Here is a 15,773-nt window from a genome sequence, read left to right as displayed (position 1 = left end):
GCCTGCCGCCCTCTTCTATTGAATCAGTTCGCCAGAGCATCAGCCGCAGGGACGTAATCATAGCCCAGATCACGTGCCACCGCTTCAAATGTCACCATGCCTTTGTGAACGTTCAGGCCATTCAGGAAATGCCTGTCGCTCAGCAAGGCCTTTTTCGTGCCTTTGGTGACCAGACTCATCACAAAGGGTAAGGTGGCATTATTCAGAGCAAAGGTTGAGGTACGGGGTACGGCACCTGGCATGTTGGCTACGCAATAATGCACCACATCATCCACAACATAAGTAGGTTCATGATGCGTGGTGGGTCGGCTGGTTTCAAAACATCCCCCCTGATCAATGGCCACGTCTACCACCACTGATCCTTTACGCATCGACTGCAGCATGCTGCGGGTAACCAGTTTGGGAGCCGCAGCACCGTGAACCAGAACCGCTCCAATCACCAGATCGGCACTGCGGACATAATGCTCAAGCGCATCTTCCGTAGCATAAATTGTATTCAGTTTGGCGCCAAACTGAAAATCCAGCTCACGCAGACGAGACAGGGACTTATCCAGCACAATAACACGTGCCTCCATACCCATGGCCATGCGCACCGCGTTGGTACCAACCACACCGCCACCAATAACCACCACATTGCCCGCTGCAACACCAGGAACACCACCCAGCAGAATTCCGCTGCCGCCCTGAGCCATTTCCAGACAATGCGCACCGGCCTGAATCGACATGCGGCCAGCTACCTGCGACATAGGAGTCAACAGAGGCAGACCACCATTATCTTCCGTCACTGTTTCGTACGCGATGGCTGTTACGCCAGACTCTTTCAATAAGCGGGCCTGTTGTGGATCCGGAGCCAGATGCAGATAGGTAAACAGCGTTTGACCTTCGCGCAGTCGTCGACACTCAATCGGCTGTGGCTCTTTAACCTTGATGATAAGTTCAGAGCGATCGAATATTTCCTCTGCGCTGTCAAGAATTTCCGCACCCGCCTGACGGTATTGCTCGTCGTCAATGCCAATGCCAAGACCTGCGCCTTTTTCAACAAACACGGTGCTTCCGGCACGAACCACTTCCCTTACGCTGCCTGGCACGAGGCCAACACGGTTTTCCTGTGGTTTTATTTCCCTGGGTACTCCTACTATCATGATGTCTTCCTTAATTGTTCAATAAGTTGCGGTACAATTTCAAATAAATCCCCTACCAGACCATAATCAGCGACTTGAAAAACCGGGGCATCCGGATCTTTGTTGATGGCTACGATCACTTTGGAGTCTTTCATGCCGGCCAGATGCTGAACGGCTCCGGATATTCCGATTGCCATGTATAAATCCGGTGCCACCACTTTACCTGTCTGTCCAACCTGATAATCATTAGGCACAAAGCCTGCGTCCACAGCAGCGCGTGAAGCCCCAACGGCGGCTCCCAGCGTATCAGCCAACTCCTCAATCAGACTGAATTTTTCAGCGCTTTGCAGGCCACGTCCACCCGATACCACGATTTTTGCACTGCCGAGTTCAGGGCGCTCCGATTTAGTCAGCTCCTGACGGACGAATTCGGTTTTACCCTGCGTGTCCACGGCCTCAACCCGCTCAATGCAGCAAGCCGGCTGAGTGTCGCTGACAGCCTGGAATGCGGTGCTGCGAATGGTTAATACTTTTTTACTGTCCAGCATTTTAACCGTTTCGATGGCGTTGCCCGCATAAACGGGATGCTCAAACACATCCTGGCTGATGATACGACTCACATCCGATACCTGGGCAACATCCAGCAAAGCCGCTACGCGTGGCATCAGGTTCTTCCCGAAGGTAGAGGATGATGCCAGCAGCGTGGTGTAGGAGCTGGCCAGCGAAGCAATCAGCTCACTCATGTTTTCCGCCAGCTGATGGGCAAAACAGGGAGCATCCACGTACAAAATCGTACCGGCACCTGCCAGAGTCGCGGCATGTTCGGCTACACCCAGACAGGAGGAGCCGGCTACCAGCAGCGCCGGACTGGAGTCAAGCTGCAAAGCAGCAGCCAGTGCGTTCCGGCTTGCGGGATGTATGTGCTGATTATCGTGTTCTATGATGACTAAGGTGCTCATACGTTCTCCTGTATCAAAGCACTTTGGCTTCGTTGCGTAATTTGTCCAGTAAAGCCTCAACCGAATCAACCTTGATACCGGCTGAACGTACCGGCGGTGCCTTGACAGACATCACCTCAATATGATCTCTTAAACTAAGACCGAGACTGTCCAGAGGAATGATATCCAGTGGTTTGCGCTTGGCTTTCATGATATTCGGCAGGCTGGCATAACGCGGTTCGTTAAGACGCAGATCGGTACTGACTACTGCCGGCAAAGGCAAGGCCAGGGTTTCCAGGCCGCCATCGACTTCGCGTGTCACCTGCAGACGGTTGTTTTCCAGCGTCAGCGCCGATGCGAACGTAGCCTGAGGCCAGTTCAACAGGGCAGCGAGCATTTGTGGGGTCTGATTGTTATCGCCGTCAATGGACTGTTTGCCCATGAGGATCAAATCAACCTGCTCCTTATGGCTTATCTGCTGGAGAATTTTGGCAATGTTGAGGCTGCACAAGGCGCGGTCGCAGGACACGAGGATACCTCTGTCGGCGCCTAGAGCCAGCCCATGACGCAGGGTATCCTGGCAGACATCGGACCCTATCGAAACAACCACGACTTCCGTAGCCAGCCCCTGTTCGCGCAGACGCAGCGCCGCTTCCACGGCGATTTCGTCGAAGGGATTCATCGACATTTTGACGTTTTGAGTTTCAACGCCTGTTTGATCCGTTTTCACGCGGATTTTGACGTAGGGGTCAATGACCCGTTTTACGGCAACCAGAATTTTCATAGATCCTCATTGGAAATTCAAATCAATACGCATCTTGCCAGACATTGGCAGGCCAGTTCAAGCGGAAAACGCCAGGGCCACGTCCTCATCAGGGAACAATTCCATTGCATCGTCATCGGATTCCTGTGTGGATTCGATCGGCGGCAGGCGCGAGGAAATACCCGAAGTGAGGGCATCGGGATGATATTCAATGCTCAGCGCAGGGGCTCTGCCAGACAACAGGCCTTCACACATGGACATGGCCGATGCAACAGCCAGATGCGCCCTCGAATATGGTTTGGCAACGCGCGAATCGTCCAACAGCGAGCGCAAAATGTCTTTACTCTGCTGCAGTTTAACATCCATTGCGGACGGGCTCTGATCAATCATCTGTAGTTGAGTGAGGACTATGTCTATTCTCTGACGCTTGTATTCCCCTTTTCTCATTGTTGACAGCCACTGCATCTTTTGCTGCTCCTGCCAGGCTTCAAGATTACCAGACAGCATCTTTAATTCCAGGGACTGAAATGCACGCCCTCCGAGCAAATGCACAGGAGAAAACGCCATAGCGGGGGAGGATTCAGAAAATGAGGAAGAGGATGCTGCTGCCCCTGAGGGAGCTGGATATTTTTCCGTTAAGGCATTGTATATTGCCGAACAGGCCACGGTGCCATAATGATAGGCACTGTCAAAAGCAAAGAAATTTAATTTAATGAACATGGAAATCAGCATGGTCGATGCCTGGGCAATACCGGTGCTCATTTTATTGGTATGATAAGCAATGGCCTGCCATCGATGGGAGCTGGATTTAGCCATCCAGCGGCTACCCAGCGATATCGAGTAGGTCAGGGAATAGAGCAGGGCCAGTTCGGTGATGTACAGACTGATGCAGACTCCGCTGGTGATATAGGGTAAAGTGCGCAGCGTTTTTTTCAGCCAGTCCTGATCGACTTCCTTCGTGCGGGGATCATGTTTTTCCGCGCTGTCCAGAATGTCCAGCATGTGTTTAATCACGGCTTTCTGAGTCAGGGTGGTGGCCTCCGCCAGCCTTCTCTTCAAAAGTTCCCGAAACTCTTCCATATTGCTGATGTTTTCATAGGCGTTGAACTGCTTAGACTCCTGCTTGATGGCATCAGCGCAGATACCGGCCAGACTTGAGCAGTGTCCACCAAAATTACCCTGGCTCATAGCCTGCTCCAGCCAGTGCGTTTCAGGATCCCTCAGTTTTATCTTGTCTGGATGAAAATGGATAATCAGCTCTTTACGACGCTTGTTAATCTGCTCTTCTTTTGTTCCATCCTGAGCCAGATATTGGGAGAATAATGTGGTAAGATGTGCTTCGATTTGTTGCCGGGTTTCATCGGACAGGGGCCGTTCCTGCCAGGTCGGGTACAAACCTGTGGACGGATCGGGTGTCGCAAAAAGCGCCACGATTTTTTTTATATTTTGTTCGAGATTTACCATAGCGGTACTCCTTTACGTGCCGTTAAATTATCGTGTCAGGCCCCTGGCCTGCCCCTGACCAGCCAGATTAAGGTGGTGTTTACCTCATATGCAAGACGTTGATGTCATTATCATTGGTGCCGGTGCCGCCGGACTTATGTGCGCCCAGGAAGCCGGAAAACGCCGGCGCAGGGTTGTTGTACTGGATCAAGCCAATAAACCTGGCAAAAAAATTCTCATGTCGGGCGGCGGCCGCTGTAATTTCACTAATTATTATAGCAGTCCTGAGCAGTTTCTCTCACATAATCCGCATTTTTGCAAATCGGCCTTAACACGTTACACGCAATGGGATTTTATCGAGCTGGTTAAACGACATAAAATCCCTTTTCATGAAAAAACGCTGGGGCAATTGTTTTGCGACAACAAATCCAGCGATATTGTAACGATGCTGCTGAAAGAATGCGAGCAGGCCGGGGCGGCTATTTTGCTGAATACGCAGATTGAGCGCATAGAAAGAATGGATGACGGCCGTTTCAGAACAGATACGTCACGCGGCGTTTTTCAGTGCAGCTCGCTGGTTGTTGCCAGTGGCGGTCTGTCGATACCCACCATGGGCTCCAGCCCATTCGCCTACAAAACGGCAGAACAGTTTGGTCTTAAGGTCTGGCCGACCAGGGCCGGCCTGGTTCCCTTGACTCTGGATGTTCAGGATAAAGAGCGTTTGTCAGTGCTGTCAGGCGTAGCGGTCGATAGTCTGGTTGAAAATGAACGCATTTCCTTCCGGGAAAATACGCTGTTTACGCATCGCGGCCTCAGTGGACCCGCGATTTTGCAGATTTCTTCGTATTGGCAGCCCGGGGAAAGCATTCGCATCAACCTGTTACCGGAGTGCAGCTTACTCGAAACCCTGAAAAGCGCCCGCACGGAATCGGCGCAGAAGCAGCTGAATACCCTGCTCTGCCAGTTTCTCCCCCGGCGCGTAGTGGAGGTGTTTTTACCCGCTGATATGGCAGAAAAAAAACTCTCTGATTTGTCTAATCGCGCCCTCGAAGAAATTGCCGGGCAGTTTAATCACTGGCAGATTCAACCCAACGGTACCGAAGGTTACCGCACCGCCGAAGTCACCCTCGGCGGTGTTGACTGCCATGAACTGTCGTCTAAAACCATGATGGCCAGCAAGGTAGCCGGGCTGTATTTTATTGGCGAAGCCACCGACGTTACGGGCTGGCTGGGCGGTTATAATTTTCAGTGGGCCTGGTCTTCAGGCTGGGCAGCGGGTCAGGTGGTTTAGGTTAATCCTTCCTGTCAACCACCAGAGGCAGCCAGGATTTTTTCTGCAGCAGCCAGACCAGGAGCCCTACTTCAATCAAGGCAAGAAACGCGGCGCTCAGCACGTCGGAGAGATAATGATGGACCAGCAAAACGCGCGACAGAGAAACCAATAACCCAATCGCGATAAAACGGCCAAAGTAACGCGGAAATACCACCGACAGGGCAAAGGCCAGCGTCATAATGGTGGTGGTGTGCCCTGACGGCAGCGACCAGTAACTGTTCTGGGCATGAAAACCATAGAATCCCCAGGCCTGCTCACTGAACCAGGCCTCTGGCCGGGCACGTCCCAGCATCGTTTTCAGTATTCCGCACACCGCACTGGTCACGAAAACACAGAGCAGCAGAAACCAGGAACGCTCCTCCCACAGACGATTTGGTCTGACGTAACGGCAATAGATGCCTGCACCGAAAAACAAAACAAGCCAGGGAGCAAAAGAACCCAGTTTTGTGAACAGATTCAGCAGATAAAAATTATTTCTCAGATCGAACGATATCAGATACTCAGCCAGAGGCCGGTCAATATAAAAAAACGAAAACACCACCAGAAAGAGATAAAGCACAATCATCCATGGCTTTATCATGAAAGATAACAGTCTTTTAAAGTGTGGCATGTTCACATTCTCCGGAGTAAGGGGTTGATGCGCACATTCTACATGAAAGGAGTTAATTTCGAATCTGTAACCGTGCTCTTTTCATCTGGACAAACAATAGTCTGTTGCCCCCCCGCCTGCGTGCCACGCTTTACGCCCGGCACCCACTCAGTCCATAAGCTCTGCTTGGAAGCAAAAACGATATAATTATCGTACAATTTGATTATTTCTATCTCACGGCATTTGAAAATGGCTACGAATAAACGTGTTTTAGAAAAATGGATGAACGATGTCAAAGCTCCTATCCAGGCAGCCAGCGTAGCCCGGATTAGGCGATAGCCGTAATCCGGGGTCACGGAGCCTGACCCCTTCCCGGATTACGCTGCGCTAATCCGGGCTACGACTCGATGTCGCGGCTTCGATTCTCAACACAAGCGTAGCCCGGATTAGGCGATAGCCGTAATCCGGGGTCACGGAGCCTGGCCCCTTCCCGGATTACGCTGCGCTAATCCGGGCTACGATTCGATGTTGCGGCTTCGATTCTCAACACAAGCGTAGCCCGGATTAGGCGATAGCCGTAATCCGGGGTCACGGAGCCTGGCCCCTTCCCGGATTACGCTGCGCTAATCCGGGCTGCGATTCGATGTTGCGGCTTCAATTCTCAACACAAGCGTAGCCCGGATTAGGCGATAGCCGTAATCCGGGACGCCACGGCTGACAAATCGTATCGTCAAAAAAAAGAGTAAGAGGATCAAATTTACTACCCTCATTGACCAGTATCATTTAGACTATCCGCTGGCCAACTAACTCCTGTTTATCCTATGCTGGAATTATCTACCGTACAGCAAATCGCAGTCTGGATTCTTCCGGTTCTGTTTGCTATTACACTGCACGAAGCCGCTCACGCCTGGGTTGCCTATATGCTGGGCGATGTCACGGCCAGGCAGGCTGGACGTGTCAGTATCAATCCTATGCGACATATTGACCCGGTGGGTACTGTTGTCGTCCCCATTGTGGTGATGCTCCTCAGTCATTTTAGTTTTGTATTTGGCTGGGCAAAACCGGTGATGATCAATTCGTCTCACTTTAAAAAACCGCGCCGGGATATCGCTCTGTCTGTTGCAGCAGGCCCCACTGCCAATGTGCTTATGGCCGTGCTGTGGGCATGCGCTCTTAAAATCGGTCTGATGCTGCACCCGGAGTCGTCCAGTGCCGCCCTGTTTCTGATTCTGACCGCGCGCGCCGGAATCATCATTAATCTGTTACTGGCTATTTTCAATCTCTTACCGGTTCCACCGCTGGACGGCAGCAAAATTGTTGCCATGCTGTTACCAGCACAGCAGGCGATGCTCTTTCAAAAACTGGAGCCCTATGGTTTTTTTATTCTGCTGGCACTGATGTTTACCGGCGTGCTCAACTGGCTGATCTCACCGCCGATTAACTGGTCGCTTGGCGTCATCAGCAGGTTGTTTGGCCTATGAAACTACTGGCCGACGCATCCCTGCCGGGGTTGATTGATTGCTTTCCAGCCCCTTTCAAACTGAGCCTGTATCATAACGAGCATGAGTTACGTCAGCTGCTGCCTGATCATGATGCCCTGCTTTGTCGCTCGACGTTAAAGGTGACGGAGGATTTGCTGCAGGGCAGCCAGCTTCGCTGCATCGCCACTGCGAGCAGCGGCACGGATCATATTGATAAGGATCTGTTGCTCAGTAAATCGATAGAGTTGTTCGATGCGCGAGGCAGTAATGCGTCTTCGGTCGCGGATTATGTGCTGGCGTCTATTGCATGGCTGGATAAAAATACAGCCTTTAGGGGAAAACGGGCGCTGATTATTGGTTATGGTGCCGTCGGCTCGACGGTGGCGCGGCGGCTTGAGCGGATTGGCTATGAGGTGCTTGCTTACGATCCCCTCAAGGGGGATGGGTTTCAGAGTTGTGATCTGGATGAAATAAGCCGTTGTGATCTGATTTGCGTGCACGCCAGTCTGCATGATTCATCGCCACATCCCAGCCGAGGCCTGCTCAGCAATACCCTGTTGCAGACAATACGGACGAATGCCGCCATTATCAATGCGGCTCGCGGCGGCATCGTCGATGAGTCTGCGTTGCTGGCCCTGAAGCCTCCTCTATATTACTGCACCGATGTTTACAGCAATGAGCCGGGCTGTCATCCTGGTGTTATTGAATTTGCCAGCCTGTGCACGCCGCATATCGCCGGCCACAGCGTCGAAGCAAAACTTGATGCGGTTCGCATGGCGAGTCACAGTCTGCATGCCTATTGTCAGCTAAAGACACCTGCGTGGGAGCCTTTACAGGCAGAACAGGAGCTGGTACTTGATGGAGAGGATGACTGGCGGGACAAGGTGTTGGCGCTTTATAATCCGGAAGAGGAAACGCTTGGGCTTAAACTGGCCGCAGACAAGCGGGAAGCGTTTTTACGCCTGCGCAAAGCGCATTGCTGCCATGATTTCGGCATCCGGGTTTAGGAAGCCTGCCCCCTTCCCGGATTACGCTGCGCTAATCCGGGCTACGATTCGATGTCGCGGCTTCGATTCTCAACACAAGCGTAGCCCGGATTAGGCGATAGCCGTAATCCGGGGTCACGGAGCCTGGCCCCCTTCCCGGATTACGCTGCGCTAATCCGGGCTACGGTTTAATAATTGCGTGATTACCTCATGATCTGAAAACGGGTGTCGGATGCTGCCTATCTGCTGATAGGCTTCGTGGCCTTTGCCGGCAACCAGCACAATATCATCTTTATCCGCAAGCTGAATCGCCCTGGCTATGGCCTGTTTTCGATCAGCTATTCGATACACCTCATGATCATGCGCAACAATACCCTTCTCGATATCACGAATGATTTGCTCTGGATCCTCGCTGCGGGGATTATCGCTGGTGATGATCGTGACGTCAGCATGACGGCTGGCGATATCACCCATGATCGGGCGTTTGCTTTTATCCCTGTCGCCACCGCAGCCAAACACAACAAATAAACGCTTTCTCTTCACCTTGTTCAGAGTCTGCAACACGTTTTCCAAGGCATCCGGTGTGTGTGCATAATCCACCAGCATGCAGGGTTCCTGCGCAACCATATCCATGCGTCCGGGTGCTGGCTGCAGCTGAGCCATGACGGCAATTACGTCCTCAACGGGGTAGCCATGCAGCATCAGGCTGCTGAAAATCGCCAGCGCATTGTAAATATTAAAAAAGCCCAGCGCACGGATTCTAAGCTGATGCGCACCCCAGGGAGATTCGATATCAATACTCGTGCCCAGCATGTTAACGTCCCAGCGCAGAGCACGCACAAGACAGCCCGCGCCGATACCATAGGTCATCACCTGACAGCCAGGAGCTGTCGCCGCCTTCATGATAGGCGCGTAGGGATCATCCTCATTAATAATGGCCCACTGCAAACCGCGACGCTGAAACAGCAGCGCCTTGGCGGCTGCATAAGCCTCCATGCTGTGGTGATAGTCGAGGTGATCCAAGGTCAGATTGGTAAAAATCGCCTGCCGGAAATCGATGTTGTCTACCCGCCCCTGATCAAGGGCGTGCGAGGAGACTTCCATGGCAACCTGACATCGACCCTGATTGAGATACTCATAAAACAACGACTGCAGACACAAGGCATCCGGTGTGGTGTTTGCGGATAACTGCAAATCCGATACCGGCCCATAGCCTAGGGTACCAATATATGCGGCTGGAGAAGACAGCCGTTCGTGCGCCTGAGCCAGCTGGTAGGCAATGGTCGTTTTGCCATTGGTGCCCGTGATACCTGTTAAGGATAGATTTCGGGTTGGCTCACCGTAAAATCGACTGGCAATCGCCGCCAGATGATGAGCCAGATCGGGCAAGGCTACACAGGGACAGCTGTCGGGCAGGCTGATGTGAGCGGGCCAGTTGCCCGGTTCATACACAATCGCCACGGCACCGGCATCCGCTGCCTGTTTAACGTATAGGCGCCCATCCGTGGCAGCCCCCGGATACGCAAGAAAGACACCGCCCGGCTTCACCTGGCGGCTGTCATTATACAAAGCGCGGATCTCAACATCGGGAAGATCGCAGGCAACCCAAGGCAATAACAGCTCATTCAGAGATTTAAGCATCTTGACCTACCGTTTTGTCAGGTGGAACATCGAGAATCCGCAGGGCGCCAGCCATCACTTTGGAAAACAGTGGTGCGGCAACTGCGGTCGCGTAATAACCATTGCGAGTCGGTTCGTAAATAATAACCACAACAACCAGACGAGGGTTAGACACCGGAGCTATCCCGGCGAAACTGGCGATGTATCGTTTTTCCTGGTAGCCGCGCTTACCGGCAATACGTGCCGTTCCTGTCTTACCGGCCACACGGTAACCGGCAACGCGCGCCTGAATTCCCGTTCCCCCGTTACCCAATACGGCTTCCATCATGGCCAGCACCTGATCCGAGGTTTTCGCATCGATAACCTGCTGTGCCGCTTCATGTTCGTCACTGTGCAGGAGCGTGACCGGGCGCAGACTGCCGTGATTGGCGAATACCATATACGCCTTCGCCAGCTGCAAAGCGGTAGACGAGATACCATAACCGAAACTCATGGTGGCCAGCACAAACGGATTGGCATCCTTGGCCTTCACCATGCCACCATCACTCTCGCCGGGGTAGCCGCTTTCCGTGCGCTGACCAAAGCCCATGCGCTGCAAAAGACCGATAAACTGCTCCGGCGGACTTAACAGGACCATTTTACTGACACCAATATTACTTGAGTGCTGCAGCACCCCCGTCACATCCAGAACGCCATAATTGTGCACGTCACGAATACCATGACCGTGTACGGTCATCCAGCCGGGGCGCGTGTCAAAAATGGTATCTGGCTTGACGAGCCCCGTCGACAGAGCGCTGGCTATGCTGAATGGCTTAATCACGGAGCCGGGTTCAAACGTGTCCGTAATGGCCTTGTTACGGTAGCGGTCGCGGGTATAACGACCACGGGCATTCGGGTTAAAGGATGGGTAATTGGCCGCCGCCAGAATTTCACCATTTTGTGAATCCAGAACCACCACGGAGCCCGCCTTGGCGGCAAATTTTTCAATGGTGTTTTGTAATTCATGATATGCCAGATATTGAATCCGTCTGTCTACGCTCAAGACCAGATCATGACCAGGCCTGGGCTCTTTCAGTACGCCCAGTTCTTCAATGATGCGTCCGGTTCTGTCCTTCACCACGCGTTTTTTGCCTTCCGAGCCCATCAGCCACTCCTGATAAGCCAGCTCCAGACCTTCAATTCCAACATCGTCAATGTTGGTAAAGCCCAGCAACTGCGCCATGCTGTCGCCTTCGGGATAATAACGCTTGAACTCCTGCTGGAAATTGATGCCGGGAATATCCAGCGCGGCAATCTGTTTTGCCAGAACGGGTGGCAGCTGCCGACGCAGATAAATAAATTCGCGGGTTTTGGCCTGCTCAACGTGAGCGGTCAGAGCCTTGACTGGCACACTCAGCAACTGCGCAAGGGCCGCCAGTTGTTTCGCATCAGGAGAGAACTCTTTAGGATTTACCCACACCGATTGTACTGGTGTGCTGATGGCAAGCGGGGTGCCCTGCCTGTCGGTTATCATCCCCCGATAGGCAGGAATGGCCTGTACACGCAGACTGCGGGCATCGCCCTGCCCTTTCAGGAACTGGCGATGCAGCACAGTCAGATCAATCATACGGAATACGATGGCGCACAACAACAGCACAAAAAAAATCGAAATGGTTATTAAGCGTGAGCGGTGTCCTCGTTTGGTCATTGCAACTGCAACACGAACGTCTGTTTGTCTTCGGGTAACTGCATTTGTAACTTTTGTACGGCCAGCTGCTCAACCCGTGCCGGTGTCGCCAGGCTGGACCGCTCCAGCAGCAGTTGCCCCCATTGCATCTCCAGTTGCTGTTCCTGCTGTTCCAGCAGTTGCAACTGACTGAAACTGGAGCGATGCTCATTGGTTGTGTACACCACAACAAGACCTGTACACAATACGAGCAACAATAAAAGCAGCGTCAGACAGAGTTGTTTTGACAAACGTATGTCCAGTAAGTGACCATCAAACAGATTACCCTGATGGATTGCTTTAGCCGCGGCATTCATGCTGTTTTCTCCCCTATTCTAAGGATGGCACTGCGAGATCGGACGTTTTGTCTGATTTCGTCCTCACCTGGTTTAATGGCTTTCCCAACCCTCCTGAAGCAGGTCTGCATGTCTACGTGTCGTATGGGCAAACCAGCAGGTGGTCGAATACCCGTTTCCTTGTCTCGCATAAACTGTTTAACAATCCGGTCTTCCAGCGAATGGAAGCTGATGACCGACAGACGCCCACCGGGCGCGAGGCAATCGATGGCTGCGTCCAGAATACGACGCAGATCGGTCAATTCCTGATTGATATGAATTCTAATGGCCTGAAAAACACGGGTTGCAGGATGTTTGTGCTTTTCCCATTTCGGATTCGCCTGTTTCACGATTTCAGCCAGAACGGCTGTACTGACAATCGGCGCCTGAGCACGGGCTTCAACAATGGCGCGCGCAATCCGGCCGGCAAAACGCTCTTCACCGTATTCGCGAAAGACTGCCGCCATCTCTTCAGCCGAGGTCTGGTTTACGTAAACGGATGCATCCAGCGCCTGGGTGGGATCCATGCGCATGTCCAGTGGACCATCCTGCATGAAGCTGAAACCACGCTCCGGATCATCCAGCTGCGGCGAAGACACCCCCAAATCCAGCAAAATCCCATTTATCAGGCCATACACGCCAGCATCCCTGGCAAACTGCGGCAGGTCGGCAAAGGAGCCCTGGATTATCTGAAACCGTTTGTCCTGACCGAAGCGCTCGCGGGCGTGAGCCACAGCCTCGCTGTCTTTATCAATGGCAATGAGCCTGCCCTGTTCAGACAGGTGTTGCAAAATAGCGGCACTGTGTCCGCCGCGTCCAAAAGTGCCATCCACATAAACGCCATCAGCCTGAATAGCCAGGCCGTCGATAGACTCTTGTAGTAATACTGACTGGTGTACCATCATCGTTCCGTTACAAAGAAAAGGTCTTCATTTCATCGGGCAGAGCGTCCTGTTGCGCCGCTTCTTCTGCCAGCCAATGTTCCCGTCTTTGCTGCCACAGCGTTTCATCCCAAATCTCAAACTTATTGCCCTGACCAATCATGACCGAATGTTTACTCAGCTGAGCGTAATCCCTCAGCAACTGCGGTAAGAGCACGCGACCGCTGTTATCAACATCCACGTCCGTTGCATGCCCTATCAACAGGCGCTGAATACGACGCGCTGCGGTATTAAAACTAGGCAGGCTCTGCAGCTTGCTTTCAATTAACTGCCATTCTGCCTCGGGATACAGCAGGAGACAGGTTTCTTCGGTGTCGATAGTCAACACCAGCGACATGCTGTTTTGCAGACTCAATGCATCACGGATACGTGCTGGCAGAGCCAGGCGTCCTTTTCCGTCAATGGTTATCGCATAGATTCCACGAAACATAATTGTCCTGATTGGGGGCCGATTTTACTCTTTCCCACAATTCTCCACTTTTTTATTATTTTACGCCACTTTTATACACTATAGAAACACAATTTCCCATGCGTCAACCAAAAATGGATTTTTTTTGACAAAAAATTTACCGATGCGCCTGAGAAAGCGCGCAATTCGATCGGGATGATTTATTTAAGAACAACTGGACTGAATAAACGCAGAAACAGTGTTAGCGGTTCATTAAAGTCGCCTGTCGCAGTCCCTGTAAAACCAGGTCGGGGACCAGCTGATCATATAACCCCTGATTATCAAACAGCGACGCAAACCCGCCGGTGGCCAGCACAATGACCTCCTGCTTCGCAAACGACTCGGCCTTGATACGGCTTATCAGCTCGCGGCAGGCGCCCACGGCACCAAAATACACACCAGACTGAATGCTTTCACCCGTTGAACGACCAACCACCTGCTCAGGCTTGATGATCTCCACCGCCGACAGTTTGGCTGTATTGCTGGACAACGCATCCACTGACAAGCGAATGCCAGGAAGAATCGCGCCACCCCAGTATTCTTTGTGGGCACTTATAACACAAAAAGTTGTTGCTGTACCGAAATCGATCACGATGGCGTTTTTACCCGGATGAGCCTGAACGGCCGCGATTGCATTTGCAATACGATCAGCCCCGACTTCGACAGGATTACGGTATTTAATGTTCAGACCTGTTTTTACACCGGCCTGTAAAAAAAACGGATCGATTAAAAAATATTTGAGGCAGGCTGAGCGCAGGGAATAATCCAGCTGAGGAACAACCGAGCATACGGCTATTTCCCGGATGGTTTCCGGCGCGCAGTCGTTCTCACGCAGCACGGTTTTGAGGAAAATGCCCAGCTCATCCGAGGTACTCACTTTGGAGGTGTGACGAAAGCGCACTTTAATCGTGTCGCCATCAAAAACTCCACCATATATATGAGAATTACCCACATCAATACATAACATCATGTTATAAGCCCACCATGGAAAAAATCTGGCTGATGGTAAACTTTGTGCGCAATAGAATCAAGTAAGGTTAGGACGCACAAATAGCAGTCTATGCTATCATTTTGCCTACTTAATATATAAAATCATCAATTAATTTCCATAAATTGAAAAAAAAGCTTGATTCGTGACCATTTTTTTCTTAAGCTTCCCTTAATAAATGAATATCTATAAAACAATCTTTACACTCTTTGTTATATTTGATAGCATATGGTTCATGGTGCTCTGTTTGTGATTCAACAGAGCAAAAATGATTGAGAAGTTTAAGACAGTACGGAGAAAGAAATGAGCAGTGTGATGCACAAGATTGAACACGTTAATGAAGCACTAACCCAGCAGGTTGTTTCGGTTGTCAAAGGCTATCTGAACAACGTAAGCAGCAAGGATCTCAATTTGAATCTTTATCAGCTCGTGGTTGAAGAGGTTGAGGCCCCCCTGTTCCGCACTGTTATGGAATTAACACGTTACAATCAATCCAAAGCTGCCCGTGTACTGGGTGTCAGCCGTGGAACGCTGCGAACAAAACTGAAACGTTATTTTGATGACGAATTTATCGGTACTCGCTAATCTCCACGTAATTTGATACCATCCCTCACGAAGTCGGTCAGGCAATCGCTCTCAGGATTTATCCTGAGGGAGGAAAGTCCGGGCTCCACAGGGCAAAGTGCCAGGTAACGCCTGGGAGGCGCGAGTCTACGGAAAGTGCCACAGAAAATATACCGCCTGTATCAACCCTGTGTTGGTACAGGTAAGGGTGAAATGGTGCGGTAAGAGCGCACCGCGCGGCTGGCAACAGGCGTGGCAGGGAAAACCCCACTTGGAGCAAGACCAAATAGAAATCCAACTTATCTTCGGGTAAGGACGTACGGCCCGTACGGGATTTGGGTAGGTTGCTTGAGGCATACGGTGACGTATGTCCCAGATGAATGATTGTCCGCGACAGAACCCGGCTTATCGACCGACTTTTTTCATATTACAGATTAAGAAAAAGGGATATCCACATGGGGGATATCCCTTTTTTTTTGTGACGGAAAATGCCACTTCGGAAACTCAGGCTCAGCACG

15 protein-coding genes and 1 other RNA gene are annotated in these 15,773 nt (G+C 51.7%); 5 read left to right on the top strand and 11 right to left on the bottom strand.

Features of this window, described 5'->3' with window-relative positions; translation table 11 throughout:
* Positions 1-23 precede the first annotated feature (23 nt).
* From ald to ACQUTA_RS00325, 4 genes are read right to left on the bottom strand one after another with little or no spacing between them, the layout of a single operon-like run.
* Positions 24-1,142 (bottom strand): alanine dehydrogenase, encoded by a 1,119-nt coding sequence (gene ald, locus ACQUTA_RS00340; RefSeq protein ID WP_444986104.1) that lies wholly within the window; start codon positions 1,140-1,142, stop codon positions 24-26.
* The gene (locus ACQUTA_RS00335; RefSeq protein WP_444986102.1) at positions 1,139-2,080 is read right to left on the bottom strand and encodes an electron transfer flavoprotein subunit alpha/FixB family protein; all 942 of its coding nucleotides are present in this window, start codon (positions 2,078-2,080) and stop codon (positions 1,139-1,141) included. Before ACQUTA_RS00335 ends, ald begins: the two co-directional genes overlap by 4 nt.
* Positions 2,081-2,093: 13 nt before the next feature.
* Positions 2,094-2,843: an electron transfer flavoprotein subunit beta/FixA family protein gene (locus tag ACQUTA_RS00330; protein WP_444986100.1), complete on the bottom strand. Its 750-nt coding sequence runs from the start codon at positions 2,841-2,843 to the stop codon at positions 2,094-2,096.
* 57 nt (positions 2,844-2,900) lie between these two features.
* Positions 2,901-4,286, bottom strand: coding sequence for a hypothetical protein (locus tag ACQUTA_RS00325; protein WP_444986099.1), 1,386 nt, complete (start codon positions 4,284-4,286; stop codon positions 2,901-2,903).
* 88 nt (positions 4,287-4,374) lie between these two features.
* Between ACQUTA_RS00325 and ACQUTA_RS00320 the strand changes: the two genes are divergently transcribed.
* On the top strand, positions 4,375-5,556 hold the full coding sequence (locus tag ACQUTA_RS00320; protein WP_444986097.1) for a BaiN/RdsA family NAD(P)/FAD-dependent oxidoreductase: 1,182 nt from the start codon (positions 4,375-4,377) through the stop codon (positions 5,554-5,556).
* Position 5,557: 1 nt separating this feature from the next.
* On the opposite strand, the gene ACQUTA_RS00315 is transcribed toward ACQUTA_RS00320, so the two are convergent.
* Positions 5,558-6,208 carry a phosphatase PAP2 family protein gene (locus ACQUTA_RS00315; protein WP_444986096.1) on the bottom strand — a complete coding sequence of 217 codons (651 nt, stop codon included), beginning with the start codon at positions 6,206-6,208 and terminating at the stop codon, positions 5,558-5,560.
* A gap of 800 nt (positions 6,209-7,008) precedes the next feature.
* Between ACQUTA_RS00315 and ACQUTA_RS00310 the strand changes: the two genes are divergently transcribed.
* Together ACQUTA_RS00310 and ACQUTA_RS00305 are read left to right on the top strand one after the other, a co-directional pair.
* On the top strand, positions 7,009-7,668 hold the full coding sequence (locus ACQUTA_RS00310; RefSeq protein WP_444986094.1) for a site-2 protease family protein: 660 nt from the start codon (positions 7,009-7,011) through the stop codon (positions 7,666-7,668).
* Positions 7,665-8,675 carry an NAD(P)-dependent oxidoreductase gene (locus ACQUTA_RS00305; RefSeq protein WP_444986092.1) on the top strand — a complete coding sequence of 337 codons (1,011 nt, stop codon included), beginning with the start codon at positions 7,665-7,667 and terminating at the stop codon, positions 8,673-8,675. Before ACQUTA_RS00310 ends, ACQUTA_RS00305 begins: the two co-directional genes overlap by 4 nt.
* A 150-nt stretch (positions 8,676-8,825) precedes the next feature.
* Here ACQUTA_RS00305 and ACQUTA_RS00300 read toward each other — a convergent pair whose 3' ends face one another.
* The 6 genes from ACQUTA_RS00300 to ACQUTA_RS00275 all read right to left on the bottom strand — a co-directional run bounded on the left by ACQUTA_RS00300 (position 8,826) and on the right by ACQUTA_RS00275 (position 14,673).
* Positions 8,826-10,295: a UDP-N-acetylmuramoyl-L-alanyl-D-glutamate--2,6-diaminopimelate ligase gene (locus ACQUTA_RS00300; RefSeq protein WP_444986090.1), complete on the bottom strand. Its 1,470-nt coding sequence runs from the start codon at positions 10,293-10,295 to the stop codon at positions 8,826-8,828.
* Positions 10,288-11,961: a peptidoglycan D,D-transpeptidase FtsI family protein gene (locus tag ACQUTA_RS00295; RefSeq protein ID WP_444986089.1), complete on the bottom strand. Its 1,674-nt coding sequence runs from the start codon at positions 11,959-11,961 to the stop codon at positions 10,288-10,290. The genes ACQUTA_RS00300 and ACQUTA_RS00295 overlap by 8 nt, the downstream gene beginning before the upstream one ends.
* On the bottom strand, positions 11,958-12,296 hold the full coding sequence (gene ftsL, locus ACQUTA_RS00290) for a cell division protein FtsL (RefSeq protein WP_444986087.1): 339 nt from the start codon (positions 12,294-12,296) through the stop codon (positions 11,958-11,960). The genes ACQUTA_RS00295 and ftsL overlap by 4 nt, the downstream gene beginning before the upstream one ends.
* Complete coding sequence (rsmH, locus tag ACQUTA_RS00285) at positions 12,293-13,219, bottom strand: 16S rRNA (cytosine(1402)-N(4))-methyltransferase RsmH (protein WP_444986086.1); 927 nt, start codon at positions 13,217-13,219, stop codon at positions 12,293-12,295. Before rsmH ends, ftsL begins: the two co-directional genes overlap by 4 nt.
* A gap of 7 nt (positions 13,220-13,226) precedes the next feature.
* Positions 13,227-13,685, bottom strand: coding sequence for a division/cell wall cluster transcriptional repressor MraZ (mraZ, locus tag ACQUTA_RS00280; protein WP_444986084.1), 459 nt, complete (start codon positions 13,683-13,685; stop codon positions 13,227-13,229).
* A 220-nt stretch (positions 13,686-13,905) separates the two neighbouring features.
* Positions 13,906-14,673, bottom strand: a complete 768-nt coding sequence (locus tag ACQUTA_RS00275) for a type III pantothenate kinase (RefSeq protein WP_444986082.1) — start codon at positions 14,671-14,673, stop codon at positions 13,906-13,908.
* 321 nt (positions 14,674-14,994) lie between these two features.
* Here ACQUTA_RS00275 and ACQUTA_RS00270 point away from each other — a divergent pair, with 321 nt between their 5' ends.
* Both ACQUTA_RS00270 and rnpB read left to right on the top strand, forming a co-directional pair.
* Complete coding sequence (locus ACQUTA_RS00270) at positions 14,995-15,276, top strand: helix-turn-helix domain-containing protein (RefSeq protein WP_444986080.1); 282 nt, start codon at positions 14,995-14,997, stop codon at positions 15,274-15,276.
* A gap of 29 nt (positions 15,277-15,305) precedes the next feature.
* An RNA gene (rnpB, locus tag ACQUTA_RS00265) (RNase P RNA component class A) lies at positions 15,306-15,679 on the top strand.
* The last annotated feature ends 94 nt before the right edge of the window (positions 15,680-15,773 follow it).

The organism is Legionella navarrensis (assembly GCF_052527415.1).
This window is presented reverse-complemented; position numbering and strand designations above follow the sequence as displayed.

Coding starts and splice junctions, on each gene's coding strand:
- ACQUTA_RS00305 (WP_444986092.1), top strand. CDS start 7,665: ATGAAACTACTGGCCGACGCATCCCTGCCGGGGTTGATTGATTGCTTT.
- ald (WP_444986104.1), bottom strand. CDS start 1,142: ATGATAGTAGGAGTACCCAGGGAAATAAAACCACAGGAAAACCGTGTT.
- ACQUTA_RS00315 (WP_444986096.1), bottom strand. CDS start 6,208: ATGCCACACTTTAAAAGACTGTTATCTTTCATGATAAAGCCATGGATG.
- ACQUTA_RS00325 (WP_444986099.1), bottom strand. CDS start 4,286: ATGGTAAATCTCGAACAAAATATAAAAAAAATCGTGGCGCTTTTTGCG.
- ACQUTA_RS00295 (WP_444986089.1), bottom strand. CDS start 11,961: ATGACCAAACGAGGACACCGCTCACGCTTAATAACCATTTCGATTTTT.
- ACQUTA_RS00330 (WP_444986100.1), bottom strand. CDS start 2,843: ATGAAAATTCTGGTTGCCGTAAAACGGGTCATTGACCCCTACGTCAAA.
- ACQUTA_RS00310 (WP_444986094.1), top strand. CDS start 7,009: ATGCTGGAATTATCTACCGTACAGCAAATCGCAGTCTGGATTCTTCCG.
- rsmH (WP_444986086.1), bottom strand. CDS start 13,219: ATGATGGTACACCAGTCAGTATTACTACAAGAGTCTATCGACGGCCTG.
- ACQUTA_RS00320 (WP_444986097.1), top strand. CDS start 4,375: ATGCAAGACGTTGATGTCATTATCATTGGTGCCGGTGCCGCCGGACTT.
- ACQUTA_RS00300 (WP_444986090.1), bottom strand. CDS start 10,295: ATGCTTAAATCTCTGAATGAGCTGTTATTGCCTTGGGTTGCCTGCGAT.
- ACQUTA_RS00335 (WP_444986102.1), bottom strand. CDS start 2,080: ATGAGCACCTTAGTCATCATAGAACACGATAATCAGCACATACATCCC.
- ACQUTA_RS00270 (WP_444986080.1), top strand. CDS start 14,995: ATGAGCAGTGTGATGCACAAGATTGAACACGTTAATGAAGCACTAACC.
- ACQUTA_RS00275 (WP_444986082.1), bottom strand. CDS start 14,673: ATGATGTTATGTATTGATGTGGGTAATTCTCATATATATGGTGGAGTT.
- ftsL (WP_444986087.1), bottom strand. CDS start 12,296: ATGAATGCCGCGGCTAAAGCAATCCATCAGGGTAATCTGTTTGATGGT.
- mraZ (WP_444986084.1), bottom strand. CDS start 13,685: ATGTTTCGTGGAATCTATGCGATAACCATTGACGGAAAAGGACGCCTG.